Source organism: Prevotella sp. khp7, assembly GCF_900109055.1.
In the GTDB taxonomy this organism is placed as follows: domain Bacteria; phylum Bacteroidota; class Bacteroidia; order Bacteroidales; family Bacteroidaceae; genus Prevotella.
The window spans coordinates 28,758-54,002 of the sequence record NZ_FOIV01000003.1; the positions used below are offsets into that span (position 1 = coordinate 28,758).

The 25,245-nt window shown below is 46.0% G+C and carries 21 protein-coding genes; 11 read left to right on the plus strand and 10 right to left on the minus strand.

Annotated features, from left to right (window positions below; translation table 11 throughout):
* Nucleotides 1-2: 2 nt before the first annotated feature.
* Together BMX82_RS07040 and BMX82_RS07045 are read right to left on the minus strand one after the other, a co-directional pair.
* Nucleotides 3-932 carry a ParB/RepB/Spo0J family partition protein gene (locus tag BMX82_RS07040; protein ID WP_036911778.1) on the minus strand — a complete coding sequence of 310 codons (930 nt, stop codon included), beginning with the start codon at nucleotides 930-932 and terminating at the stop codon, nucleotides 3-5.
* 3 nt (nucleotides 933-935) lie between these two features.
* A complete protein-coding gene (locus BMX82_RS07045) occupies nucleotides 936-1,703 on the minus strand; it encodes a ParA family protein (RefSeq protein ID WP_036911777.1) in 768 nt (255 codons plus the stop codon).
* 120 nt (nucleotides 1,704-1,823) lie between these two features.
* Here BMX82_RS07045 and surE point away from each other — a divergent pair, with 120 nt between their 5' ends.
* Genes surE through BMX82_RS12890 form a run of 6 tightly spaced genes read left to right on the plus strand, consistent with a single transcriptional unit; the run spans nucleotide 1,824 to nucleotide 7,232 of the window.
* Nucleotides 1,824-2,597 (plus strand): 5'/3'-nucleotidase SurE, encoded by a 774-nt coding sequence (gene surE / locus BMX82_RS07050; protein ID WP_036911776.1) that lies wholly within the window; start codon nucleotides 1,824-1,826, stop codon nucleotides 2,595-2,597.
* Between the two features lie 27 nt (nucleotides 2,598-2,624).
* Nucleotides 2,625-3,746 carry a lipid-A-disaccharide synthase gene (gene lpxB, locus BMX82_RS07055; RefSeq protein ID WP_091767382.1) on the plus strand — a complete coding sequence of 374 codons (1,122 nt, stop codon included), beginning with the start codon at nucleotides 2,625-2,627 and terminating at the stop codon, nucleotides 3,744-3,746.
* A gap of 2 nt (nucleotides 3,747-3,748) precedes the next feature.
* On the plus strand, nucleotides 3,749-5,059 hold the full coding sequence (locus BMX82_RS07060) for an NCS2 family permease (protein ID WP_091767384.1): 1,311 nt from the start codon (nucleotides 3,749-3,751) through the stop codon (nucleotides 5,057-5,059).
* 12 nt (nucleotides 5,060-5,071) lie between these two features.
* Nucleotides 5,072-5,773 (plus strand): nucleoside-specific channel-forming Tsx family protein, encoded by a 702-nt coding sequence (locus tag BMX82_RS07065; protein ID WP_036911771.1) that lies wholly within the window; start codon nucleotides 5,072-5,074, stop codon nucleotides 5,771-5,773.
* Nucleotides 5,761-6,954 (plus strand): uracil-xanthine permease family protein, encoded by a 1,194-nt coding sequence (locus BMX82_RS07070; RefSeq protein ID WP_091767387.1) that lies wholly within the window; start codon nucleotides 5,761-5,763, stop codon nucleotides 6,952-6,954. The genes BMX82_RS07065 and BMX82_RS07070 overlap by 13 nt, the downstream gene beginning before the upstream one ends.
* 59 nt (nucleotides 6,955-7,013) lie before the next feature.
* On the plus strand, nucleotides 7,014-7,232 hold the full coding sequence (locus tag BMX82_RS12890; protein ID WP_143058339.1) for a hypothetical protein: 219 nt from the start codon (nucleotides 7,014-7,016) through the stop codon (nucleotides 7,230-7,232).
* Nucleotides 7,233-7,512: 280 nt separating this feature from the next.
* On the opposite strand, the gene BMX82_RS07075 is transcribed toward BMX82_RS12890, so the two are convergent.
* From BMX82_RS07075 to BMX82_RS07110, 8 genes are all read right to left on the minus strand, one after another.
* Nucleotides 7,513-9,615 (minus strand): hypothetical protein, encoded by a 2,103-nt coding sequence (locus BMX82_RS07075; RefSeq protein ID WP_091767391.1) that lies wholly within the window; start codon nucleotides 9,613-9,615, stop codon nucleotides 7,513-7,515.
* 13 nt (nucleotides 9,616-9,628) lie between these two features.
* On the minus strand, nucleotides 9,629-11,881 hold the full coding sequence (locus BMX82_RS07080; RefSeq protein ID WP_143058340.1) for a hypothetical protein: 2,253 nt from the start codon (nucleotides 11,879-11,881) through the stop codon (nucleotides 9,629-9,631).
* Between the two features lie 1,198 nt (nucleotides 11,882-13,079).
* On the minus strand, nucleotides 13,080-14,000 hold the full coding sequence (locus BMX82_RS07085) for a sensor histidine kinase (protein ID WP_036911764.1): 921 nt from the start codon (nucleotides 13,998-14,000) through the stop codon (nucleotides 13,080-13,082).
* Between the two features lie 6 nt (nucleotides 14,001-14,006).
* Nucleotides 14,007-14,318, minus strand: coding sequence for an STAS domain-containing protein (locus BMX82_RS07090; RefSeq protein WP_036911761.1), 312 nt, complete (start codon nucleotides 14,316-14,318; stop codon nucleotides 14,007-14,009).
* 20 nt (nucleotides 14,319-14,338) lie between these two features.
* On the minus strand, nucleotides 14,339-14,746 hold the full coding sequence (locus BMX82_RS07095; protein WP_036911758.1) for an ATP-binding protein: 408 nt from the start codon (nucleotides 14,744-14,746) through the stop codon (nucleotides 14,339-14,341).
* Nucleotides 14,747-14,777: 31 nt separating this feature from the next.
* Entirely contained in the window at nucleotides 14,778-16,838 is a 2,061-nt protein-coding gene (locus BMX82_RS07100; RefSeq protein WP_255396574.1) for a SpoIIE family protein phosphatase, read from the minus strand.
* A gap of 258 nt (nucleotides 16,839-17,096) precedes the next feature.
* Complete coding sequence (locus tag BMX82_RS07105; RefSeq protein WP_036911756.1) at nucleotides 17,097-17,882, minus strand: ABC transporter ATP-binding protein; 786 nt, start codon at nucleotides 17,880-17,882, stop codon at nucleotides 17,097-17,099.
* Nucleotides 17,879-18,625: an MlaE family ABC transporter permease gene (locus BMX82_RS07110; RefSeq protein WP_036911753.1), complete on the minus strand. Its 747-nt coding sequence runs from the start codon at nucleotides 18,623-18,625 to the stop codon at nucleotides 17,879-17,881. The genes BMX82_RS07105 and BMX82_RS07110 overlap by 4 nt, the downstream gene beginning before the upstream one ends.
* 146 nt (nucleotides 18,626-18,771) lie before the next feature.
* Between BMX82_RS07110 and lptB the strand changes: the two genes are divergently transcribed.
* From lptB to recQ, 5 genes are all read left to right on the plus strand, one after another.
* The gene (gene lptB, locus BMX82_RS07115) at nucleotides 18,772-19,536 is read left to right on the plus strand and encodes an LPS export ABC transporter ATP-binding protein (RefSeq protein ID WP_036911750.1); all 765 of its coding nucleotides are present in this window, start codon (nucleotides 18,772-18,774) and stop codon (nucleotides 19,534-19,536) included.
* A 92-nt stretch (nucleotides 19,537-19,628) separates the two neighbouring features.
* Entirely contained in the window at nucleotides 19,629-20,990 is a 1,362-nt protein-coding gene (gene tig, locus BMX82_RS07120) for a trigger factor (protein WP_036911749.1), read from the plus strand.
* A 137-nt stretch (nucleotides 20,991-21,127) separates the two neighbouring features.
* Nucleotides 21,128-21,796 carry an ATP-dependent Clp endopeptidase proteolytic subunit ClpP gene (gene clpP, locus BMX82_RS07125; protein ID WP_036911826.1) on the plus strand — a complete coding sequence of 223 codons (669 nt, stop codon included), beginning with the start codon at nucleotides 21,128-21,130 and terminating at the stop codon, nucleotides 21,794-21,796.
* A gap of 10 nt (nucleotides 21,797-21,806) precedes the next feature.
* Nucleotides 21,807-23,033, plus strand: coding sequence for an ATP-dependent Clp protease ATP-binding subunit ClpX (gene clpX / locus BMX82_RS07130; protein ID WP_036911748.1), 1,227 nt, complete (start codon nucleotides 21,807-21,809; stop codon nucleotides 23,031-23,033).
* 14 nt (nucleotides 23,034-23,047) lie between these two features.
* Nucleotides 23,048-25,228, plus strand: a complete 2,181-nt coding sequence (gene recQ / locus BMX82_RS07135; RefSeq protein ID WP_091767398.1) for a DNA helicase RecQ — start codon at nucleotides 23,048-23,050, stop codon at nucleotides 25,226-25,228.
* Nucleotides 25,229-25,245: the final 17 nt, after the last annotated feature.

Here is a 25,245-nt window from a genome sequence, read left to right on the forward strand (position 1 = left end):
ACTTATCCGTTTTTAACTCTGTCAAAGACCTGCATAATAGTCTCCAACTCCTCTTCGTTAGCGAATGGGATACTAATACGTCCCTTGCTTTGTGGAGAGCATGTCATCTGTATTCTTACCTTAAAAAGTTCCGACAGACGGTCTCTTAGAATGCTGTATTCTAATGGCAACTGGCTGGGTGCCAACTTCTGTTTAACATTCTGCAGGCTTTCACCCGTCTTGACCATCTGCACCATCTCCTCTACTTTTCTTACCGAATAGCCATTGCGCTTTACGTCATTGAAAAGCTTGATTTGTGCCGATGGACTGTCGATAGAAAGCAGCGCACGGGCATGTCCCATGTCCATCTCCTTGTTCTTCAGGGCCATCTGAATGGGAGCTGGCAACTTTAGCAGTCGCATATAGTTTGTTACTGAAGTACGGCTTTTGCCCACACGTTCTGATATCCTTTCTTGTGTCAGTCCCAAAGTGTCTGAAAGATGCTGATAGGCGAGAGCTATTTCTATAGCATTCAAGTCCTCGCGCTGGATGTTCTCAACGAGAGCCATCTCCATCACGTCATCGTCGGCAGCAGTCTTGATATATGCAGGAAGTGATTCCAGCCCGGCCATCTGTGAAGCTCTCCATCGACGTTCACCAGCAATAATCTGATAGGTGCCCTGTTCTGTCTGTCTGACGGTAATGGGGGTGATAATACCAATCTCACGGATGCTGGCAGCCAATTCCTTCATGGCGCTCTCTTCAAATTCACGACGAGGCTGATTTGGGTTTGGTTCTATCAAATGGATGGGTATCTCATTCAAGTTCGACGATCCCTTTGTCTGAATGTCATTGGTGTTGATGAGTGCATCCAATCCTCTGCCTTTGCCAGAGCCGATGTTGTCTAAGCCGCGCCCTAACACATTACGGTCGTATTTCTTTCTAACAGCCATAGTTTAATGCTTGTTTTTGAAGATGATTTCATTTGCCAGAGCCAGATGATTCTTTGCTCCAGTAGAGTCTGCATCATACAAAATTGCGGGCAGACCATGGCTGGGGGCCTCTGAGAGCTTAACGTTACGCTGGATGACGGTTTTGAATACTAATTCCTGGAAGTGACGTTTCACTTCATCATATATTTGGTTGGCCAGTCGTAAACGACTGTCATACATTGTCAGAAGAAACCCCTCAATCTCCAGAGTTGGGTTGAGCTTGCTTTTTATGATTTTGATGGTGTTCAGCAGTTTACTAATACCCTCCAGGGCAAAGTACTCGCACTGAACGGGAATAATGACAGAGTCTGCAGCAGTCAGCGAGTTGACGGTAATCAGTCCCAGTGATGGCGAACAGTCTATTAGAATGAAATCGTAGTCATCGCGGATAGGCTCCAGCATCTTTTTGATAACTTTTTCGCGATCACTGACGTTCAGCATTTCTATTTCTGCGCCTACCAGGTCAATATGGCTGGGAATGATGTCAAGTCCGTCAATGTCCGTTGTATAGATTGCGTCGCGGACATCAGCATTATTGATGATACATTCGTATAGTGAACAGTCTACTTCTTTAATGTCTACGCCCAGTCCACTGGAGGCGTTGGCCTGTGGGTCGGCATCCACTACCAATACACTTTTTTCGAGTGTGGCTAGCGATGCTGCCAGATTAATAGTGGTTGTGGTCTTACCCACACCGCCTTTTTGGTTTGCCAAAGCAATAATCTTTCCCATTTGTTAGTTTCTAATCTTGATAAAGAAAATAAATTTGGGCACAAAGTTACATATTTTCACTGAGAAATCTCTCCATTTAAACCTTTTTTCGTACTTTTGCACCGAAAACAACGATATTTTATGGAAATTAAACGACCCTTATTGCTCATTTCCAATGACGATGGCTTTCATGCTAAAGGTATCCGACAGCTGATTGACATGGTCTCTGGCTTTGGCGATATCATTGTCTGTGCACCTGATTCTGCCCGTAGCGGTTCCTCATGTGCTTTTTCTGCTACCACTCCGTTACGACTCACCTTGCAGGAGAAACGCGAAGGACTGGAGGTCTGGTCGTGTAATGGTACACCAACTGACTGCGTGAAAATGGCGTTGGCAGAACTGTGTCCTCGCAAACCTGATATGGTTATAGGTGGTATCAACCATGGTGATAATGCCTCAGTGAATACACACTACAGCGGTACGATGGGGGTTACCATCGAAGGGTGTATGAAATATATCCCCTCTGTGGCATTCTCACTATGTGATACGAAGGCCGATGCCGATTTTGAACCGCTTCGCCCTTTGATCCTTCAAATTACGGAGCGGGTGTTGCGCGAAGGACTTCCTTTGGGCGTATGCCTTAATGTAAACTTTCCTTTGGTTAAAGAATATAAAGGCGTCCGTGTCTGTCGTATGGCCAAGGGGACATGGAACAGTGAGGTTACCAAATGTCATCATCCCCGTGGTTATGACTATTGGTGGATGGTGGGGCATTATCAGAACGATGAACCTGAGGCGGAAGATACTGACAACTGGGCTCTTAGCCATGGATATATTGCCATTACTCCTACTCAGGTCGATGTTACAGCCTACCAAGCTATAAATCTCGTCAATAGTTGGGACTTGCATAGTTAATTCACTAAAATTGTCAAATAGATAAAGATGAGGTATTATCTCATAGCTGGCGAAGCTTCAGGCGATCTTCATGCATCCTACCTGATGCGGTCATTGAAAGAGATTGATAATGAGGCTGAATTCCGCTTCTTTGGTGGTGACCTGATGACAGCTGTTGGAGGCACTCGTGTTCGTCATTATTGTGAACTGGCCTATATGGGATTTATCCCTGTACTTCTTCATCTGCCAACTATTCTTGGCAACATGAAATTGTGTAAACGCGATATCACTGAGTGGCGTCCCGATTGTGTGATATTAGTCGATTATCCAGGTTTCAATCTGAAGATTGCAAAGTATGTAAAATCTCATACAAATATCCCCGTCTATTATTACATATCCCCCAAGATATGGGCATGGAAAGAGTATCGTATCAAGAATATCAAACGTGATGTTGATGAACTATTCTCGATACTTCCCTTTGAGGTGCCGTTCTTCGAGGTGAAGCACCATTATCCTATCCATTATGTTGGCAATCCTACGGCCGATGAGGTGAGGACATACCTTGCAGAGCATAATAATGGAGAACTTGGTGATAAGAAAATTATCGCCCTTCTGGCTGGTAGTCGTCAACAGGAGATAAAGGATAACCTTCCTGCTATGCTGGAGTCTGTGAAAATTCTTAATGATTCGTATCGCGTAGTCTTAGCAGGAGCTCCTGGCATAGATTCTGCTTATTATGAGAGGTTTGTAAAAGATAGCGGGGTGGAAATTGTCTATAACCAGACCTACGATCTGCTTTCTAAAGCCCATGCTGCCTTGGTGACAAGCGGCACTGCGACACTTGAGGCGGCTTTATTTAATGTGCCACAGGTTGTGTGCTACAAAACGCCTATACCTAAGGTTATTTCTTTCCTGCGCAAGCATCTTTTAAAGGTAAAATATATTTCGCTTGTCAATCTCATTGCCGATCGTGAGGTGGTTCGTGAGTTGGTGGCCGATACATTCTCTGTGTCGAATATCCAGCGTGAGCTCCAGAGCATCCTTACAGGCCCTGATCGTGAGGCAATGTTAAAGGGGTATGAAGAGGTGCACCGTCGTTTAGGTGACCAGAAAGCCCCTGATAATGCAGCACATATTATTTACAAACTAAATCATAATCAATCTGTTTAATCATGAACAAATTACTTGCGTTACTGGGCTTCGATCCTGCAAAACATTCTGTGAAGGTTGAGATGATTGCCGGCTTGACGACATTCCTCACCATGTCGTACATCTTGGCTGTCAATCCGTTGATTCTTGGTGAGACAGGCATGGATCGAGGTGCCTTATTCTCTGCAACGGCTGTGGCTGCCCTCATTGCCACGCTGGTCATGGCATTCTATGCGAAAATGCCTTTCGCTCTTGCTTCTGGTATGGGACTGAATGCTTTCTTTGCCTATACTCTCGTACTTTCCATGGGCTATACATGGGAAGAGGCTCTTGCCGCAGTGTTCTTTGAAGGTGTTGTATTCATCCTACTCACCGTATTCAAAGTGCGCGAGGCCATTGTCAATGCCATTCCCGTTAACCTACGTTATTCTATTAGTGTGGGTATCGGACTGTTTATCGCCTATATCGGTCTGAAGAACGGGGGAATCATCATTGGCAGCGATGCTACTGTTACCGCTTTGGCTCCTTGGACTGTCACTTCGCTATTGGCCGCTGGTGGCGTATTGCTTGGTGGCGCGCTCATGGCTCTTGGTATCCGTGGCGCCCTATTCTATACTATTGTCATCATGACTGTCATTGGCATACCCTTTGGTGTTACTCAATTGCCGAGTGAATTCTCATTAATCAGTATGCCCCAGTCACTTGCCCCCATCGCCTTTCATCTGGATTTTACGCAGTTCCTTGCTTTCGACCTCAACTATTATATTGTGGTGTTTGCCCTGCTCTTTATGGATCTCTTCGATACGTTGGGTACACTGATTGGTGCTTCAACCAGTGCTAATATGGTTGATCCTAAAACGGGTCGCATTCATGGCCTGAACCGCGCTCTGATGGCTGATGCCATTGGAACTGCCTGCGGGGCGCTTTGTGGCACGAATACAGTAACTACCTATGTGGAGAGCGCCACAGGCATTGCTGAGGGAGGCCGTACCGGACTGACTTCATTTACGGTGGCTCTCCTCTTCTTTGTGGCTTTGTTCTTCTCGCCACTCTTCCTCATCATCCCCTCTGCTGCCACCACGCCGGCTTTGGTCTTGGTGGGAGTATTGATGACAAAGCCTATTATGAAGATAGACTTCTCAGACTTCACCGAGGCTGTACCTTGTTTCATCACCATCATCACCATGCCGTTCACTGCCAGTATCTCTGAGGGTATTGTGCTGGGTATGCTCTCTTATGTTATCGTCAAGGTGCTCACTGGTCGCTTCAAAGACCTCTCTATTGTGATGTACATCCTCGCTGCCTTTTTTGTCTTGAAATACATATTTAACTAATTTAGTATAAAAATGAAAAAGTTCTTTTCAATTGCGCTGCTGGCAGTAGCTGCTCTCAGCGTCAACGCACAGAACGTGCAGCTTCATTATGACTTCGGACGTAACCTCTATTCCAATCAGGAGGCTGGTCGCCAGAAGGTAACTCTTACCGTTGAGCAGTTCAAGGCTGACAAGTGGGGTTCATGGTTCTATTTCGTTGATATCGATTTCAGTCGTAAATTCACTGAGGGTGCCTACACCGAAATCTCTCGTGAGTTCAATATTGGTAAGAAAGGCTTTGCTGCTCATGTCGAGTATGATGGTGGACTCAACCGTTTTGGCAGTTTTCAGCAGTCTGCATTGCTTGGTGGTGCATGGAATGGTCATAACGACGACTTCTCTAAGACGTACTCTGTTCAACTTATGTACAAGCGCTTCTTTAAGAGCTATAATTATACTTCGGCCTATAATAGTTTCCAGCTTACGGGTGTGTGGGGGCTGAACTTCGCAAACAATAAGGGCACCTTCTCTGGTTTCATTGATTTCTGGCGTGGGGAGAAAGACAATGGTCACGGACAGCTGGTCATCCTTTCAGAACCTCAGTTGTGGTATAACTGTAACGAGCACTTGAGTATTGGTACCGAGGTCGAGATTAGTAATAACTTTATCTACAATACCTACGACGACCAATCGTTTTTCATTAATCCAACCCTTGGTGTGAAATGGAACTTCTAACTCCTTCCCGCAAGACTATCGTTGGTATTCAGTTTCTGTTTGTGGCCTTTGGCTCAACGGTGCTGGTACCATTGCTTGTTGGTCTCGACCCTGCTACGGCTCTCTTTACAGCGGGTGTCGGTACGTTTATCTTCCATCTGGTCACAAAAGGTCAGGTGCCTATCTTTTTGGGCAGTAGTTTTGCCTTCATCGCCCCCATCATCTCCGCTTCTCAACAGTGGGGCATGCCTGGCACCATCGCAGGTATCGCCGGGGTGGCTTTGGTTTACTTTGTTATGTCAGCGCTCATCAAGTGGCAGGGACGTAGGCTGTTAGACCGTCTGTTCCCGCCCGTTGTCATCGGCCCTGTCATTATCCTCATCGGTCTCTCTCTTTCTCCCGCTGCAGTCAACATGGCCAAAGAGAATTGGTTGTTGGCCTTCGTCTCACTGATTACAGCCATCCTCGTGCTCACCTTTGGTCGGGGCTTGGTAAAGCTTGTCCCCGTGGTTGTGGGTATCATCGTGGGTTACATCGTGGCCCTCTGCATGGGATTAGTCGACCTTTCCGGCGTGGCTACCGCCTCATGGTTCGCCTTGCCGCCGAGCATTTCTCATTTCCAGTTGCCTCAGTTTGCGTGGGAGCCCTTTGTGTTCATGATCCCTGTGGCCATCGCCCCTGTCATCGAGCATATTGGCGATGTTTATGTCGTAGGTGCTGTGGCAGAGAAAGACTTTGTGAAAGATCCTGGACTCCATCGCACCATGCTGGGCGATGGTCTGGCTTGTCTCTTTGCTTCGTTGGTGGGCGGTCCTCCAGTGACCACCTATAGTGAGGTGACAGGTGCCATGCAGATTACCAAAGTCACCCACCCGCAAGTTATCCGCATTGCTGCTGCCACAGCCATCGTGTTTTCCGTCATCGGCAAGTTGTCGGCTTTGCTTCAGAGTATACCTTCTGCTGTATTGGGTGGTATCATGCTGTTGCTTTTCGGCTCTATTGCTGCTGTGGGTGTGCAGAACCTGATGAATCATAAGGTCGACCTGAATGTAACGCGCAACATCATCATTGTTTCCGTTACGCTCACGTTGGGCATTGGTGGTGCCATCCTCACCTTTGGTACCTTCTCCATCAGCGGTATCGGTCTCTCCGCTGTCGTTGGTGTCTTGCTCAACCTATTGCTTCCTCAAAAGAAACCATAATAAAAAAGGCTCCCCCTCGGGAGCCTTTTTTATTATTTAATCACCACCTTTTTCTTGTTGTGTATATAGATACCCGCCTTGGTAGGCTTATTGCCGAGCAGTCGGCCGTCCAGTGTGTACCACCTGTCAGCTGTGGGCTCGTCAGCATCTGTCTCTCTGATGCCAGTAGGATCGTCATCATCCGTGGTGTCTACTCTGGTGCTTGTTCGGTCGGGAATCCTGATATGCTAGCCAATGGGTTGCCCGTACTCATTAGGGGCGAGACCTTGACGGAATAGATTTTACCAAGAGTCTTATCGCGCTTTCCAATACCACCAAAGAGTGCGTTCATTTCAGATTTGTCTAACTGTTTCATGATTTCTTGGTTTTAAAAGTTTATAATATGGATGATAAAAATTGATTAATTACTTTTGCAAATATAAGGAATTAATTCGTTCTCAAGTGTCTCTTTGTTAAATAATTAGAATTAATTAACGTGAGAGGCTTCATCTTAACGCTTTGAAAGCTGCCAGTTTTATTGGTACTGACAGCTTTCAACCCTTAGTTTTGTCATATACATTATTTAACAACCACCTTTTTCTTGTTGTGTATATAGATACCCGCCTTGGTAGGCTTATTGCCGAGCAGTCGGCCGTCCAGTGTGTACCACCTGTCAGCTGTGGGCTCGTCAGCATCTATCTCTCTGATGCCAGTAGGATCGTCATCATCCGTGCCTGTCTCTACCTCCGGCGCTTGTTCGGTCGGGAATCCTGATATGCTAGCCAATGGGTTGCCCGTACTCATTAGGGGTGATACTTTGATGGAGTATACTTTGCCAAATGTCTTCTGGCGCTTGCCTATACGAGTGCCTACTGGTTTCTGTGCTAAGAATAGGTAGACGTAGGTGGGTTCGCTGACTTTATAGTTTATTTTCACCTTGTTTCTGTAGGGTTCTTCTATTTCCTCGGCCTTGTTGGTTCCTATCTGTACCATCAGCTTATAGCCGTCCTCTGTCTTCACGTCGAGCTCAATATAGCCTTCGCCGCTGGGCACCATGAAGGTGATGCCACCTTGGAACTCTTGGGCGAATCTGTCGCTACCAGGGATATAATCGCCATTCTCCACAGCCTGCGATACGATTGATACACCCGCAGTTGTCTTGACTGTGTTCAGTACGATACAACGCTCCTCGGAGCTATAATAGTCATCGTCCTCCTCGCTGTTACCCGTATGCTGGACCAGAGTGTAGAGAATGTCGTCAATCACCACGTTGGTCAGATCTTTGCCGCTGACCTTTTCTGGGGGGAACACGACGGTCTGGCCATTTGCGAGTGGCTTCAGGTACTGGCCGATGGTTGCTGCCATAACCACGCTTCCATTCTTTGTAAGCAGGCTACCATTCTTGTAGTGGCCGTCCTCAGGATTGACTAGGTACAAGAGCGACTCTTCGTCGATGGTCAGACTGCTGAAGCCACTGATTACACCGTTGGTGTTGCTCGTAGAGAATTCTATGCTGCCTGGTATGTTACTAAACGAGATGAATTTCAGCGAGCCTGTATTCTCGGCGTTGCCTCGATTGTTAAACCAGATGCGCTCCAGTTTGCTGTTGCCGTTCACGAAGATGGTCAGGTCTTTCATGCAGCTCTCTATGACAACAGGGGTGGGGTTATTGGTGATGATGAGCCACTTATGCTCTTCATCATAAAAGAAATGACCGTCACCGAGGATGTCCTGACGGTTCTCCGTCGTTAGTTGCGTCGTTCCAACCCTGAGTTTATAGTTCTCTTTCACCGTCAGTCGATAGCTAACGGTCTGTGCTTTGTAGTTGGCATTGCCGGCAAAGGCTGCCGAGATGGTCGTCTCACCAATGCCTTTGATGGATACCTTTCCTTCGGCATTGACGGTCGCAACATTTTTCTTCGAGCTAGAGTAAGTTACTGCAAGCGAATGGGGGTTCGTCAGTGTAGGCTGTGTCCAGCTCTCCTTGTGAAATATTTCTACCGATCCCTTTGAATACGCTAACCCTGCTGCGGCCTTATTGATTGTGAAGTCCTTTGTGGCAGTGTTTTTATAGATGCCGTTACCTGTTATGGTGACGGTGGCTGTGCCTGCATTGATATTGTTACTATAGCCAATGGTATAATAGGCAGAATTCAATTCTGCACCACTCAGTTTTACGCTCGTCACGCTGGGCTTCTTCTCTGAGCCGTCATAGGTGTAGCTTGTCTTGGAAAGCGTGATGGTTGCGCTGCTAATATCAGTCACAGCATGGAAATCCACAGTAACCTCTACATCATACTTTGGATCTGTTGTCGGCATTGTAAATGTATAAGTTTTACCTGTAGGACCTATGGCGATATCATCTCCTGTAATGTCGAGAGGCGTATTGTAGCCTGGTGCACGTGTCTGTGCATTTTCACCATTGACGGTTTTAATAGCTGTGATGTCGTCCTTCAATACGAAGTAGCCATCGGCTGGTGTAATGGTCAGTGTTACCACACGGTTATTATCAATACTGGCAGCTACTGTCCCTTGTCCTTGTGGCGACGTGTAAGTGGCTGAGTTTCCCTGTTCGTCAATAACATCAGTTCCATTAACAGTCACCTTACCGTTTGCTTTAGCTCCCAGAGATACGAGGAGCATCGTTACAATTGCGAATGTATATTTCATCATCTGTTTCATAACTTCTCCTCCTTTATTTATTATTAATAACAACCTTCTTACCGTTTTTTATATAGATCCCAGACTTCGTAGGTTGCTCTATCCTACGTCCTAGCAAGTCGTACCATTGCTCGTTAGTCGTTGTCTCTTGCTCTATACGCTTGATAGCTGTTGTGCCATCACCGATGTTGTACATACCGCGTGAGTGATTCACTCCATTAAGGTCTAAGTAGCAATGGTGTGCAGATATTTTATCTGTTGCTTTCACAAATTCATTCATATAGAGTATGAATGTATCATCTGTGACAGAATAGTCAGCATCGGTGTATCGTAATCTGTTGTTACTGAAGTTAGTTACCTCACCAGAATAGCCGTCAAAAATGATTTTCTCTGACAAATTACCTGTTTTTTCTAATAATATTGGTATATGATAAGGAATGTAGTTGATGGGTGTGGTGGTTACAACGTTGTCGCTAACACCTGTAACGACATAGGCCTTTAATCCTTCAGGTAAAGCCAGGTTCTCAACCTCACTATAATGGGTTGCAAAGTTCTGCCCATTCATAGCACCATAGAATGGATTGATGCGCTCCCTTTTTACTGTTAGTTCATAGCTGGCAGAAGTTGGCTTGTATTGTGTCTCATCAGAAGCCTTCGCGCTGATAATCGTTGTTCCTGCCCCGACAATAGTAATATCTCCTGTATTGTTAATATTTGCCACGTCAGTATTTGAACTGGTGTATGTAATGTCAATTCCCAATGTGTTTGTCAGTGTCGGAGCTGTATCGGGAGTGGTGAAGGATACACCAGTATCTGAGATCTTTGCTGAAGCTGTTGCAACCGAATAATTCAGATTGGGTTCTATGCGGATAACATAGGCCGCTGTCACCTCTTCACTCTTTACACCATTAATCTCTACCCATGCCGTAAGTGTTTTGTTCTCTGTGATATTCAATGCACCACCGGTGTAGGTCTCTGCGTTAGTGGAGGCAGTACCATAACAATATTTAATAGAGACACCCGTACCCTGATACGAAGAGGTAATCGTTACCGTTTGCGCCTCATCGTAGGTTCCGCCAACCACGCTTAATACTGGCTTAGGCGGTAGGATTTTGAAAGTAATATGTGTACTGTCGTTCAATGACGTATAACCGATATCTGTATTCGTGAAGGTAAAGCCTATCTTACCACTATAACAGCTATTAATAGTCAACTTGTTGTTCGTGGCATCCAGAGAGGCAAATCCACTGAAAGTACCTGTATAATTACTATTAACATCTGCAGTTACTCCTGATGTCAGACTGGGAGCAGGTGTAATACTGATTTCCCTTGGAGTCCCATCAAACTCCATCGCAATGGGATTCTCAATAAGACCGAAACGCACACCTTTCGACTCAGAACTCTTAGCGGCACCTACTTCTATCCATGCGGTCAGTATGCCTGGATCTGTCATCTTAATCCCACCAGTAGGATATGTTTGATTAGAAACGTCTTGCTTCTGAGGGTCAGCGTAGTCGAATGAATACATCAGTACCGGGTTGGCTGCAGCGTATAATGGGGTATTATTACCTGTTCTTTCTGTAGAAGCATATTCAATTGTTGCGAAAGTATAAGAATTATCATTTATGTCATTATGAATCGACCATCCTAATTCTGGCGCAGCGGGTTGAGTGATATACTTGTTATCAGTGCCTGCGTAATAGAACAATCCGTCGTATGTGATATTGCTTCCATCGAAATTATTAAAGGCCGTGCCTGTCATTGTCAATCTTGAGCTGGCATCATCCTTTATGAACTGTATTGAGGCGGAATTGCAAAAAGCATGGAAAACAGCAGAATCGGCAGAGCAATTAATAGTGCTTGCTCCAATCAGTTTCACTTTCAGTCCTGATACGCCGGTTTTGATGGCATGCTGAGGGCCGAAATCATTCGTATAACCATTCAAGGTTAGAATCTTATTCGATGCATTATAACTGAGTGACCCATTACTACCATTGATCGTCCTTCCATCAGCTATAGCCACCCCGTTAAGGATCAAAAAGTTTGGATCTTCTGTTATGACCATAGAATATTCTTCTATAGGTTTCCAATAAAGACCACTACCAAGGGTTGGATTGGTAGCGGAGATTGGGGTATAACCATTTCCACATGTTATTGTCAATTCTGCACTGGATGCGCCTGTAGCTTTTGCAAACTTAACTAAACCAGGAGTATAGGTTGTTACTCCGATAGCATAAGTACCACCAGTGTTGGTGACACTGTTTGTTCCATTTAGGGCTATTGTCAAGTTTGCAGTGCCAGTATAAAAAATACTTCCCGTAATAGCTGCGCCATTCAGGGTAAGGATATTATTGTCAGAGTCGTAGGTGACCTTTCCGTCACTCAGTATGTCGTTCTTATTGGCGCTTGTAACATCTGTTTCTGCAACAGTAATACCATAGTTTATAGGAACTGAAATAATAAGGGTATTCGTACCTGTTTTTGTAGCAACTAGGCTATTTTCATATGTAACATTAGCTCCTTCGTAGAAATTTGTAGTACTAATGTCGTATGTGCTTGTTATGGTTAATTGGCCGGGAGATGTGTCAGCGTTGGTTTGGAAATTGAGGCCGTTGGTGGTGCTAAATGCATGATGGTAGCCGCATGAAATGACATTCTCGCCTATAAGTTTCACATTAAGGGTAGCATCTATTGTAGCATAAATTGCATAATTTGTTGAAATTTCTATATTTGCTCCATCCAATGTCAGAGTCTGGGTGTTTGCATCGTATGTTACTGTTCCTGTAATGCCTGCTCCAGTAATCGCACCGGCATTGGCGCTTGTAACAGCCGTTCCTGCAACAGAGATTCCGTAGGATTGTCCCCAGGCGGAATACGGGAGGGTGAGGAGGGTGAAAAGAACCAGCAACTTGTGCAGTCGGCTACATTGGATAAATTGGTGGTGTAATAGTTCTCTCATAATTGGTTTGTTGATTTTTTGTTGATTATTCATTGTTGCGGAATGAATTCCGGGTGTAAAGTTACGACTTTTATTAATTGGCTAATGAACATTTTCTTCCAAACTAATCTGCATTTTCTTCCAAAATGCTTTGTTTGGCTGGCTTCATCCGTTTTTGGGAATACCTATACCCCATACCATCCCAATGGTTAGGGCTTAGGCTCATTAATTTAGGGAATTTATATAATGCATATTCTTGGCGCAAAGATACAAAAATAATCCATAACCTCCAAGCTTTTATTTGTTTATTTGCATTTTAACGTCATTACGTCATCTTTGCTTGTATAACATAGATATATAGGGGAAAAGACCGATAGGCATTAGATGCTTTAATGTCATTGATTATACCTGAAAAAGTAAAACAAGTTGTTTTACCTTCGAAAAGACTATCTTTTTGCTAGTAAAAGACTATATCTTACAAGGTAAAACAACTTGTTTTACTTTAGTACATGACGGCGCTCTGTTATTTAGAGCCTATCTATATATATTAAATAGGTAGGGTGAAGATGAAGCGAGCGCCTCCTGCGTGTTCTGTGTCGAGCTTTACGTCGCCATTCAGGCGGCGGGCAATCGAACGGGCAACGGTGAGCCCACAGCCTGCACCATCGAAGAAACTATTGAGTTTGGTGAATGGTTCGAATACCTTCTCGGCGTCCTCGGCAGTGATGCCGGTACCCGTGTCTTCTACAACGAACTCTACGTTGGAGCCGTTGATGTTGGTGAGTAGGGTGACGGAACCGCTGGTGGTGAACTTCATGGCGTTGTCGAGCAGGTTCACCAGTACGCGCACTGCCATGGGCTGGTTGGTGAAGAGCATCGTGGCTTGGGCCTCTTCGGCTGCCTGATTGATGAATCTCAGATAGTCGATCTTGTCGATGCCTGTCTCGCGAATAGCTTGGTCGGTGATGTCCGTTGCCTGACAGTTGTCTTCGGCTTGGATGGTTGTCTCTGTCTCCACATCGTTGAGGTTCAGGATGGTGTTGGCCAACTGGGCAATCTTGGCGGCGTTGGGAGTTGCGAAGTCAATCTTCTGCTTGATGGCTTCGGCTGCCTGCTGAATGAGCTCCTTCTTCTTGATGATGCTCTGCTCCAGTGTGCTCTTTGAGGCCATGAGGTCGTTCACCTGCTTTTCGAGTTTCTCCTTGACGTTCGTCATGGCTTGCCGCTCTTCTTCCATTTTGTCGAAGGCGAGGAGAGCCTGCTCATAACCTTCTCCTACGTTGTTGAAGTTCTGTTGTAGGTCGCGGTAGTCCTTTAACAGGTGTTCCAGTTCGTCAACACGCTTCTGGTAGTCTTTCAGCAGTTGTTGACCTTCCTCGGCCGAGTCTTTCGCGGACTTCATCTGGAAGTAAAGGGCTGTGCCGAGGGCTGCGATGAGCAAAACGAGGATAATCAATACGATAGTCATAGGCGGTTATGCTTTTTTCTGTTCTACTTTCATAAACTTGGTGAATCCTGTCATGGCGAGAACTTTGTAAATCTCGGGGCTGACATTGACAATCTTGAACTGACCTTTCAGCTGCATCACAGTGCGCATGGTCTTCTGGATGATACGGAGGCCTGAGCTGGCCATGTAGACGAGGTCGGTGCAGTCCATTTCGAGATCGACGCCGCCATCTTTAAGGGCGGGCTGGATGTCTTCTTCAAACTGATTGGCATTCATCGTGTCGATACGTTCTCCTGTCTTAATGATGGTTTTACCACCTTCTTTTAAAATCTGTGTCATAATCTATTAATATTAAAGTTTTATAATTCTTTCTTCATTGTAAGCAGGTTCTTGCCTTCCAGGCGCTGGTAGGTAACTTTGTTCATGATGTTCTTGACGATGTAGATGCCCATACCACCGATTTCGCGGTCGATGGGGTTTATGTCGGGGTTTGCATCTTCTTTAGCTGTGGGGTCGAACTCCTTGCCGTGGTCAGAGAGTACGAAGATAAGTTCCTTGCCATTGTATTCGGCTGTAAGCTCGATGTCTTCGGGCTTACCTTCGGGATAGGCGTAGAAGATGATGTTGCTGACCATCTCCTCCATTACCAGGTTGAGATTCATTTGGAGCTCCATGTCGAGCCCCAGTTCTTCGCCGATTTCCTCGACGAACTGGTTCACGCGTTCCAGTTCCTCAACTTGGTTTTTAATTTTTATCTCTTTCTTCATATGTTTTAGTGTTATTGGATATTTTTCTTTCTTACCTATTTACCTTTAAACATAACATGGTAAGGTCGTCGTTTGGTTCGGCGCCATTGCGGTGGGACTCGACCTCGGCCTTGAGCATCTCGATGGTTTGTCGGGCGCTCTCGAAGGGACGGGTCTTCAGAATCTCAAGCAGTCGTTCGTCGGAGAACTGCTCCTGCTCTTTGTTCTCGGCTTCATTCAATCCGTCGGAGTAAACGAAGAAAGGATGCCCCGTGATGTCGGCTATCTCTTCGCCCTCATATTCCAGTTCGGGCCAGAGGCCGATAGGAGCGTTTGGTATCATATCAATGAACTCGGCAGTGCCATCGCTCACAAGTATTGGCGGGTTGTGACCAGCGTTACAGAAGTGGAGATGCCCCGTCTTCAGGTCAACCAGTCCGAGGAACATGGTGACAAACATGCCTCGCTCGTTGTCTTCGCCCGAAAGGGCGTCGTTGATGCGGGTGCATATCTCGGCGGGCATCATCTTCTGGGCTGCGAGGGTGCGGAACAGACGTGTGGCCTGAGCCATGAAGAGTGAGGCGGGTACACCCTTACCCGACACGTCACCAAGGCAGAAGTAGAGCTGGTCGTCGATGAGGTGGTAGCCATAGAGGTCGCCACCTACCTCCTTGGCGGGGGTCATCGAAGCAAAGAGGTCGAGGTCGGGGCGCTCGGGGAAGGTACTGGGCACCATTGACATTTGGATATCACGGGCGATACGCAGGTCGCTCTCAATACGTTCTTTGGCAATGGTGGTCTCTTCGAGTTGGTCGTAGGCGGTGAGCAACTGCTGGTGAGTGTCCTCCAACTTCAGGTGGGCTACCTTCAGGCGTTTGGCACTACGCAAGCGGAAGAAAATAAAGATGACGAGCGAAAGCACGATGATTGCTGCAATGATGATGGCATTGCGCGTCATGGCTTGGGCATGTCTCACCTCAAGTTCACCCAGTCCGAAAAGGGCGTTCATCTCGGTGAGCTGTCGCTTGGTGTCATTCTTGTTGATAGAGTCGTTAATCTGGTAAATCTCATTATAGTATTGAGCTGCTTCACGGTATCTGCCTAAGGCTTCAAGAATCTTGGCTCGCTGTTGGTGTATGCGAATGACGATGCCCTTGTCATCGCTTTCATCTTCAAGCATACGCATACGCTGGTCGTTATAGGTCAATGCTTCATCGAAGAGCTCCTGCTTGCGGCAGAGCTCTGCTTTGTAGTAAAGCCACAATTTATTGAGATCCTCTTCCTCATAGCTTACTTTTGTATGCAATTCGTTAAGCATTCTATTGGCTTTCTCAAAGTCGTCAAGTCCCAAAGCAGCTTGGGCACATGCCAAATAGTAGTGCCCCCAGCGAATAGAGGTTTCGCCATCTTCCTTTTTAGTTTGATAGTACTCTGATAAAAAGAGTTTCCATTGCTTGGTGAGTTCTTCTAATTTCTTATACTCCTTTTGGTTCTCAAGTACATCGCAATAATAAGCAAAGATGTCGCAGAGTTGAATGGGCTTTGGTTTAATGTCCATCAAAATCTCAATGCTTTTTTGATAGGAACTGGCCGCCTCTTCATCGTTGTACATATTAGCATAAACATTCCCCATAGCATAGTAGGCCATGCCCATGCCGTAATTGTCTTTCCGTTGCTTGGCATCCTCGAACATGGCGTTTACCTCCTTCAAGGCGGTGTTAGTCTGACCAGCAAAGTTGTAGGTCTCTACCAAGATGGTCCATGTGTCGTAATAGTTTTTCCATTCTTTAATGGATGCGAGAAAATGAAGTGTGGGATGTACCTGCTCATAGATGGAGTCGTTGAGATCGGTATTGTAGAAGAGAATAATTTTCCGAGCTCTGGCGTCTCCTTCTGCTTTGAGGTTGCCTTGATGGTGGGTCTCGGCTAAGAGGTCATTGATGCATTTTAGCTGATAGTCAATGTCGTCGGTGCCTAGGCTCAGTTGATACAATCTGTCATAGGCAGCAATCAGGTACTTTCCTTTAAGGTGAGGAATTTTACGCCTAAGATCTGCTGCTTCGTCGGCATAGATGGCGGCGGAGCACAGAAATAATAGCAGTAAAATAACCACCCGGTTGAGAGCCCTCATATTGACTGTCGTTTTTGATTATTGATGATTCGATGCCTATGGAATGAATTCCGGTGCAAAGTTACAGCTTTTTATGCATTAGGTAGTGAACATTTTCTTCCAAACTACCCTGCATTTTCTTCCAAACTGCTATTCGATAGCTATCTTTGCGGGGCATTTCTGTGCGCAAAGATAAAAAAATAATCTATATCCGCCAAATGTTTTTGTAAAATTGTAAACGATTTAGTGAAAACGTAGGGGCTATGCATTGTCATTTAGGTGCAAACCGTTTTCTATCACCATCTGGCGCATGTTCTTTAATAGGTCGCTGGCGAAGATGAAATCGGTGAGCTTCTGGTTGGTGGAGCCCATCAACTGACTGCTCACTCCTTGCCACTCCTTACTGCCTTCGTAAATAAATATGATGTTCTCGCCAATACCCATCACAGAGTTCATGTCGTGGGTGTTGATGATGGTGGTCATGTTGTATTCTTGTGTGATGGAGTGGAGCAGGTCGTCGATGACAAGCGAGGTCTTGGGGTCGAGACCTGAATTGGGCTCATCGCAGAAGAGGTACTTGGGGTTGAGGGCGATGGCGCGGGCGATGGCTACGCGCTTCTGCATACCGCCACTGATTTCGCCAGGGAACTTCTCGTCGGCATCCTTCAGATTTACGCGGTCCAAGCACTCCTGAGCCCTGCGGACGCGTTCTCGGTAGTTCATCGTCGAGAACATGTCGAGGGGGAACATTACGTTTTCGAGTACCGTCATCGAGTCGAAGAGGGCTGCGCTCTGGAATATCATACCCATCTCGCGGCGCATTGCCACCTTCTCTTGCTTCGACATCTGCACAAAGTCACGCCCGTCGTAGAGTATCTGTCCCTTGGTTGGCTCTAATAGTCCGACAAGATTTTTCATTAAAACAGTCTTGCCAGAGCCGCTCTGTCCGATGATAAGATTGGTCTTGCCATCCTCAAACACGGTATTGATATCCTTCAATACGTCTTTATCTTCGAAACTCTTATAGAGATGCTTAACTTCAATCATGATAACAACTGGGTTAGGAAAACATCCGAGAACAGAATCAGTACACTCGAGGTTACCACTGCATCGGTTGAGGCCTTGCCAACGTTTACGCTACCGCCCTCGACGGTGTAACCGCAGAAAGAAGGAACGCTGGCAATGATGAAGGCAAAGAATTGGCTTTTGATAATGCTCATCCACACGAACCACGGCACAAAGGCATGCTGCAAACCGGCTGTCAGGTCGTCGGGGGGGATAATGTGGCCTAGGTAGGCTGTGCCATAAGCCCCCAAAATGCCAGTGGCTGAAGAGAAAATGACGAGGAAGGGCATGATAGTGAGCAAACCTAAGATCTTTGGTAAGATGAGATAACTGGCTGAATTGATACCCATAATCTCAAGGGCGTCGATCTGTTGGGTAACTCGCATGGTGCCTAGTTCAGAGGCGATGTTTGAGCCAACCTTGCCAGCCAGAATCAGGCACATGATAGAGCTGGAGAACTCCAGCAGCAGAATCTCACGTGTGGTGTAGCCAGCTACCCATCGGGGCATCCAGGGGCTCTGTATGTTCAGTTTCATCTGAATGCAAATGACGGCACCTATGAAAAACGAAATGATAAGCACGATACCGATGGAGTTGATGCCCAACTGTGCCATCTCGTTGATATACTGCTTCAAGAACATCCTCATACGCTCTGGGCGTGAGAAAGTTCTGCCCATGAGGGCCAGGTATCGACCAAAGGTGGTCAGCCACTTGTGTAATAACATACTTTACCAAATTGCATTTCGGATGCAAAGGTAGTTATTTTTAGGCATGGATTGCGCGGATTACGCGGAATTTTTTAAATTTTTATTATTAATCTGTGTTAATCCGCGTAATCCGTGCCTTATTTTTCGTACCTTTGCAGTCGATTATGGAAGAAGAACGTATCGTATTACGGACAGAAGGCCTCGTGAAGCGCTATGGCAAGCGTACGGTGGTTAATGATGTGAGCTTCGACGTGAAGCAGGGCGAGATTGTTGGCCTGCTGGGGCCTAATGGCGCAGGTAAAACCACGTCGTTCTATATGACCACAGGCTTGATAGTGCCCAATGGTGGCCATATCTACCTGGGTGACGAGGAAGTAACCGACTTCCCTGTTTACAAGCGTGCTAGAGCTGGTATCGGCTATCTGGCGCAGGAAGCGAGCGTGTTTCGTAAGATGACAGTTGAGGATAATATCCTTTCGGTGCTGGAGATGACGGGTAAACCCCGTGATTATCAGATGGAGAAATTAGAAAGTCTGATAGCGGAGTTCCGTCTCCAGAAGGTGCGTAAGAATACGGGTGACCGATTGTCGGGTGGTGAGCGTCGTCGTACGGAGATTGCCCGCTGTTTGGCCATTGAACCTAAGTTCATTATGCTTGATGAGCCATTCGCTGGTGTTGACCCCATCGCTGTGGAAGACATTCAGCAGATTGTGTATAAGCTGAAATATCTGAATATCGGTATTCTGATTACCGACCATAACGTAGACGAGACACTGGCCATTACCGACAGAGCCTATCTGCTGTTTGAAGGTCGCATTCTGTTTCAGGGCACTCCGGAGGAGTTGGCGGCCAATCAGGTGGTACGAGAGAAGTATCTTACCGAGAGTTTTGAGCTCCGTAAGAAGAACTTCCAGTTGTTAAATAAATAAAATTTTTTTTGAATTACGCCTAATATATAGCCGATTATGCGTAATTTTGCACCTCAATTTTGAGTATATATTATAAATAAGTACATAAGAAGATGAAAATTTCGTTTGAATGTGCCGATAAGATCAATGGTCTGTTGACCATGACTGTTGAGCCGGCAGACTACCAGGATGCGGTAGAGAAGACACTGAAGAGTTATCGTAAGAAGGCCCAAGTTCCTGGATTCCGTCCAGGTATGGTTCCTATGGGTATGATTAAGAAGCAGTATGGCACAGCCGTGAAGGTTGACGAGGTAAACAAACTGCTTGGTGAGAAGTTGTATGAGTATGTTCAGGAGAACAAGATTAAGATGCTGGGTGAGCCCCTCCCTAATCAGGAGAAGCAGGTGCCTCAGGACTTTGAGAAGGATGAAGAACTGACTTTTGTATTTGATATCGCAGTGGCTCCTGAGTTTAAGGCAGAGCTCACTGGTCGTGATAAGGTTGATTACTATACTATCAGTGCAGACGAGAAACTCATCGACGATCAGGTACAGATGTACCAGAGTCAGGCAGGTGAGTTTGTTAAGGCAGAGGTGTTCAGCGGCAACGACACTATTACTGGTGATATGCGTGAGCTCGACGAGAATGGTAACACCAAGGAAGGTGGTATCGTGACCGAGGGTGCTATGGTTATGCCTGCTTATGTTAAGGGTGAGGATCAGAAGAAACTCTTTGACGGTTGCAAGCCTGGTGATATCATTACTTTTAATCCTAAGAAGGCTTATCCTGACAATGACGCCGAGGTTGCTGCCATGCTGAAGGTGAAGAAGGAGGATGTAAAAGATCTGACTGCAGATTTCAGCTACCAGATTACTGAGATCCGTCATTTCCAGCCCGCTGAGGTTGATCAGAAACTCTTCGATCGCGTGTTTGGCGAGGGTACTGTAAAGGACGAGAAGGCTTTCCGTGAGAAAATTGCTGAGACCATCGCTCCTCAGCTGCAGCAGAACAGTGACTATAAGTTCCTGCTCGACGTTCGTAAGCACATGGAGAAGAAGGTTGGTAAGCTTGAGTTCCCTGAAGCTCTGCTGAAGCGCGTGATGCTGCAGAACAATCAGGACAAGGGTGCTGATTATGTAGAGAAGAACTTTGATGGCAGCATCAAGGAACTCACTTGGCATATGATTAAGGAGCAGCTCGTTGCCGCCAATGATATTAAAGTAGAGGAAGAGGATCTGAAGGCTGTAGCCAAGGAAGCTATCCGTGCCCAGTTCGCTCAGTATGGTATGAGCAATGTTCCTGAGGATGTAATCGAGAACTATGCTGCCGAGCAGATGAAGAAGCGCGAGAACGTAGACAATTTCGTGGATCGTGCCGTTGATGTTAAACTCACCGAAGCACTTAAGAAAGTGGTTAAACTGAACGAAAAAACAGTCACTTTGGAGGAGTTCAACAAGCTTATGACAGAAAAATAAGTTTTTTTAGGAAAAAATAACCCCTAAGTTTGAAGGGTTATCGACTTTTTTGATTATCTTTGTGTCCCAAACACAAGATGCGAAAGGTCGATAACCCTTTTTTCGTGTCCCATAATGATGTATATAAGAAGACGTATATGAAGAATGATTTTAGAAAATATGCTGTTCAGCATTTAGGAATGAATGGTCTCGTGCTCGATGACGTGATGAAGGCACAGGCTCAGTATCTGAATCCGTATATCCTTGAAGAGCGTCAGTTGAACGTAACCCAGATGGATGTGTTCTCAAGACTGATGATGGATCGTATCATCTTTCTGGGTACACAGATTGACGACTATACTGCCAATACACTGCAGGCTCAGTTGCTTTACCTCGATTCTGCCGATCCTGGCAAAGATATCTCTATCTATATCAACAGCCCTGGCGGTAGCGTGACTGCAGGTCTGGGTATCTATGATACTATGCAGTTTATTTCGAGCGATGTGGCTACTATCTGTACTGGTATGGCTGCTTCGATGGGTGCCGTTCTTCTGGTGGCTGGCACCGAGGGTAAGCGTTCTGCGTTGCCTCACAGCCGTGTGATGATTCATCAGCCTCTTGGTGGCGTGCAGGGTCAGGCTTCTGATATTGAGATTGAGGCCAAGGAGATTTTGAAATTCAAGAAAGAACTGTATACTATCATCTCAGAACATTCGCATACACCTTACGATAAGGTATATGCAGACTCGGACCGTAACTACTGGATGACCGCTGAGGAAGCCAAAGAATACGGCATGATTGACGAGGTGCTCAAGCGCAAGAAGTAAGAGATTGGAGATGAAGAAAGTATGTAGTTTTTGTGGAAGGGGTGAGAAGGAAGTTCGCCTGCTTATTACCGGTCTGAGTGGCTATATCTGTGAGGATTGTGCTCAGCAGGCCTATCGTATTGTGCAGGAAAATCTCGTTGAAACTCCTAAAAAAGAAGAAACAGACAAGTATCAGAATAAAAAGGTTCCCAAGCCCAAGGAAATCAAAGCCTATCTTGACGAGTACGTGATTGGTCAGGATGAGGCTAAGCGCTATCTCTCTGTAGCAGTATACAACCATTATAAGCGTTTACAGCAGCCAGCTGATGATAATGGCGTGGAGATAGAGAAGAGTAATATCGTCATGGTTGGCTCTACGGGTACGGGTAAGACCCTTCTGGCTAGAACTATCGCCAAGTTGCTGGATGTCCCTTTCACCATTGTCGATGCAACGGTGTTTACCGAGGCAGGCTATGTGGGTGAAGATGTGGAAAGCATCTTGACGCGACTGTTGCAGGTGGCGGACTATAACGTGGAAGCTGCCCAGCGTGGTATTGTGTTTATCGACGAGGTAGACAAAATTGCCCGTAAGAGCGACAACCCCTCTATAACTCGTGACGTGAGTGGTGAGGGAGTACAGCAGGGATTGCTGAAACTCTTGGAGGGTACCATGGTGAACGTTCCGCCTAAGGGTGGTCGTAAGCATCCTGATCAAGATTATATCCATGTGGATACCCGTAACATATTATTTATATGTGGCGGTGCCTTCGATGGTATCGAGCGCAAGATTGCCCAGCGTATGAATACTCATGTTGTTGGCTATAACTCGGTAAAGAATGTCAGGAAGATTGATAAGGAGAACCTGATGAAGTATATCGTACCTCAGGACTTGAAGTCGTTTGGACTAATTCCGGAGCTAATTGGACGTCTCCCTGTGCTTACCTATCTTAATCCTTTGGATCGTAAGGCTCTTGAGAGAATCCTTGTGGAACCTAAAAATTCTATTATCCGTCAGTATCAGAAGTTGTTTGATATGGACGGTATTCAGCTGACATTCACAGAAGAGGCTCTTGAGGCTTTGGTGGATAAGGCTGTAGAATATAAGTTGGGAGCCCGTGGCCTGCGCTCTATCGTTGAGAGTGTGATGATGGATCCCATGTTTGACTTTCCGTCGAAGCGAGTTAAGAAATTTGAAGTCACGGCAGACTATGTTCGTGAACAACTGGATAAGTCACATTTTGAAAAATTAGAAGCCTAACAACCAACAACTGTATGACCGAAAAAGTGAATCTTACAGAAGCCCTGAAAAAGTACTTTGGATTTGATACGTTCAAAGGCGATCAGGAGCGTATTATTCAAAACCTTTTGGATGGCAACGACACCTTTGTACTGATGCCTACGGGCGGAGGAAAGTCGCTGTGCTACCAACTGCCTTCATTACTCATGGAAGGAACGGCCATTGTCATCTCGCCACTTATTGCGCTGATGAAGAACCAGGTGGATGTTATCTCTAACCTGAGTGAACAGTCGGGCACTGCCCACTATCTGAACTCATCGCTCAACAAGGCTGCGATTGATCAAGTGAAGGAGGATATCCTCGCAGGACATACCAAATTGCTCTATGTGGCTCCGGAGTCGCTGACGAAAGAGGATAATGTAGAGTTCCTGAAATCAGTCAAGATATCCTTCTATGCCGTCGACGAGGCCCACTGTATCTCAGAATGGGGTCACGATTTTCGTCCGGAGTATCGTCGTATCCGTCCTATTGTGAACGAGATCGGCAAGGCGCCAATCATTGCCCTTACAGCGACGGCGACCGACAAAGTCCGTACCGATATCAAGAAAAATCTGGGTATTGTCGATGCAACGGAGTTTAAGAGTTCCTTCAACCGTCCGAACCTTTACTACGAGGTTAGACAGAAAACGAAGGATGTTGACAAAGATATTATCAAGTTTATCAAACAACATCCAGGCAAAAGTGGTATCATCTATTGCCTCTCACGCAAGAAAGTTGAAGAGCTGGCTGCCGTTTTGCAGGCTAACGACATCAAGGCAGCTGCCTATCACGCAGGTCTCGACTCTGGTACTCGTACCCAGACTCAGGATGACTTCCTGATGGAGGATATTGATGTGATTGTGGCGACTATTGCCTTTGGTATGGGTATTGATAAGCCTGATGTGAGGTTTGTGATTCACTATGACATACCCAAGTCGTTGGAAGGCTATTATCAGGAGACGGGTCGTGCTGGTCGCGATGGTGGCGAGGGCATCTGCCTGGCATTCTACTCTCGTAAGGACCTTGACAAACTTGAGAAGTTTATGGAGGGTAAGCCTGTGGCAGAACAGGATATCGGTCGTCAGTTGCTTGTTGAGACCGCTGCATATGCTGAGACCTCTGTATGCCGCAGAAAGATGTTGCTCCACTACTTTGGTGAGGAGTATCCCAAGGATAATTGTGGCAACTGCGATAATTGTCTGCATCCCAAGACCAAGATTGAGGCACAGACCCAATTGGTGATAGTGCTAAACTCTATCTTGGCTATCAAAGAGAACTTCCGTAGCGACTATGTAATCGACTTCATTATTGGTAAAGAGACGGATGAGATCCTTGCCCATCACCACGAAGAACAGGAACTCTTTGGCGCAGGTGCTGACGATGATGACAAGATTTGGAATCCTGTAATTCGTCAGGCCTTGATAGCAGGCTTCTTGAAAAAAGAAGTTGAAAACTACGGTTTGCTGAAGGTGACACCAGCAGGTAAGAAGTTTCTCAAGTCACCCAGTTCGTTTATGATCGTGAAGGATACGGAGTTCAGCGATGATGATGATAGCTCAGACCATGATGGAGGCGCCAGCGCTTTAGACCCGGTGTTGAGTTCAATGCTGCGTGATTTGCGCAAGAAGGTGTCAAAACAGATGCAGCGTCCACCTTATGTGATCTTCCAGGATGTGTCAATAGAACAGATGGCTACCGATTTCCCTGTAACCCTTGAGGAACTGAAGAATATTCAAGGTGTTGGCGAGGGGAAAGTGAAACAGCCTTATGCCAAGCAGTTTGTAGACCTCATTGCCAAGTACTGCGAGGAGAATGAAATAGAGCGTCAGGTAGATATGCGTGTTCGCACTGTGGCTAAGAAATCGATGCTGAAAGTGAAGATTATTCAAGGTATCGACCGTCAGGTGGCACTTGACGATATCGCTGATGGTCAGAATATTGATTTCGATGAGTTGCTCGACGAGGTTGAGGCAATCGTTTATAGCGGTACGAAACTGAATATTGACTATTTCCTTGAAGAGGTGATGGATGAAGATCATATTGATGATATATATGACTATTTCTGTGAATCGGAGACTGATAATCTGCATGTGGCCCAAGACGAATTGGGTGAAGATTATTCGGAAGACGAGATTAGACTGGTCAGAATAAAATTCATCTCGGAAATGGCAAACTAAAGCCGAAAAGAGCAGTC

Bases quoted from the DNA above. Each gene is read 5' to 3' on its own strand.
- BMX82_RS07040 (WP_036911778.1), bottom strand. From the start codon at position 932: ATGGCTGTTAGAAAGAAATACGACCGTAATGTGTTAGGGCGCGGCTTA.
- BMX82_RS07045 (WP_036911777.1), bottom strand. From the start codon at position 1,703: ATGGGAAAGATTATTGCTTTGGCAAACCAAAAAGGCGGTGTGGGTAAG.
- surE (WP_036911776.1), top strand. From the start codon at position 1,824: ATGGAAATTAAACGACCCTTATTGCTCATTTCCAATGACGATGGCTTT.
- lpxB (WP_091767382.1), top strand. From the start codon at position 2,625: ATGAGGTATTATCTCATAGCTGGCGAAGCTTCAGGCGATCTTCATGCA.
- BMX82_RS07060 (WP_091767384.1), top strand. From the start codon at position 3,749: ATGAACAAATTACTTGCGTTACTGGGCTTCGATCCTGCAAAACATTCT.
- BMX82_RS07065 (WP_036911771.1), top strand. From the start codon at position 5,072: ATGAAAAAGTTCTTTTCAATTGCGCTGCTGGCAGTAGCTGCTCTCAGC.
- BMX82_RS07070 (WP_091767387.1), top strand. From the start codon at position 5,761: ATGGAACTTCTAACTCCTTCCCGCAAGACTATCGTTGGTATTCAGTTT.
- BMX82_RS07075 (WP_091767391.1), bottom strand. From the start codon at position 9,615: ATGAAACAGATGATGAAATATACATTCGCAATTGTAACGATGCTCCTC.
- BMX82_RS07085 (WP_036911764.1), bottom strand. From the start codon at position 14,000: ATGACTATCGTATTGATTATCCTCGTTTTGCTCATCGCAGCCCTCGGC.
- BMX82_RS07090 (WP_036911761.1), bottom strand. From the start codon at position 14,318: ATGACACAGATTTTAAAAGAAGGTGGTAAAACCATCATTAAGACAGGA.
- BMX82_RS07095 (WP_036911758.1), bottom strand. From the start codon at position 14,746: ATGAAGAAAGAGATAAAAATTAAAAACCAAGTTGAGGAACTGGAACGC.
- BMX82_RS07105 (WP_036911756.1), bottom strand. From the start codon at position 17,882: ATGATTGAAGTTAAGCATCTCTATAAGAGTTTCGAAGATAAAGACGTA.
- BMX82_RS07110 (WP_036911753.1), bottom strand. From the start codon at position 18,625: ATGTTATTACACAAGTGGCTGACCACCTTTGGTCGATACCTGGCCCTC.
- lptB (WP_036911750.1), top strand. From the start codon at position 18,772: ATGGAAGAAGAACGTATCGTATTACGGACAGAAGGCCTCGTGAAGCGC.
- tig (WP_036911749.1), top strand. From the start codon at position 19,629: ATGAAAATTTCGTTTGAATGTGCCGATAAGATCAATGGTCTGTTGACC.
- clpP (WP_036911826.1), top strand. From the start codon at position 21,128: ATGAAGAATGATTTTAGAAAATATGCTGTTCAGCATTTAGGAATGAAT.
- clpX (WP_036911748.1), top strand. From the start codon at position 21,807: ATGAAGAAAGTATGTAGTTTTTGTGGAAGGGGTGAGAAGGAAGTTCGC.
- recQ (WP_091767398.1), top strand. From the start codon at position 23,048: ATGACCGAAAAAGTGAATCTTACAGAAGCCCTGAAAAAGTACTTTGGA.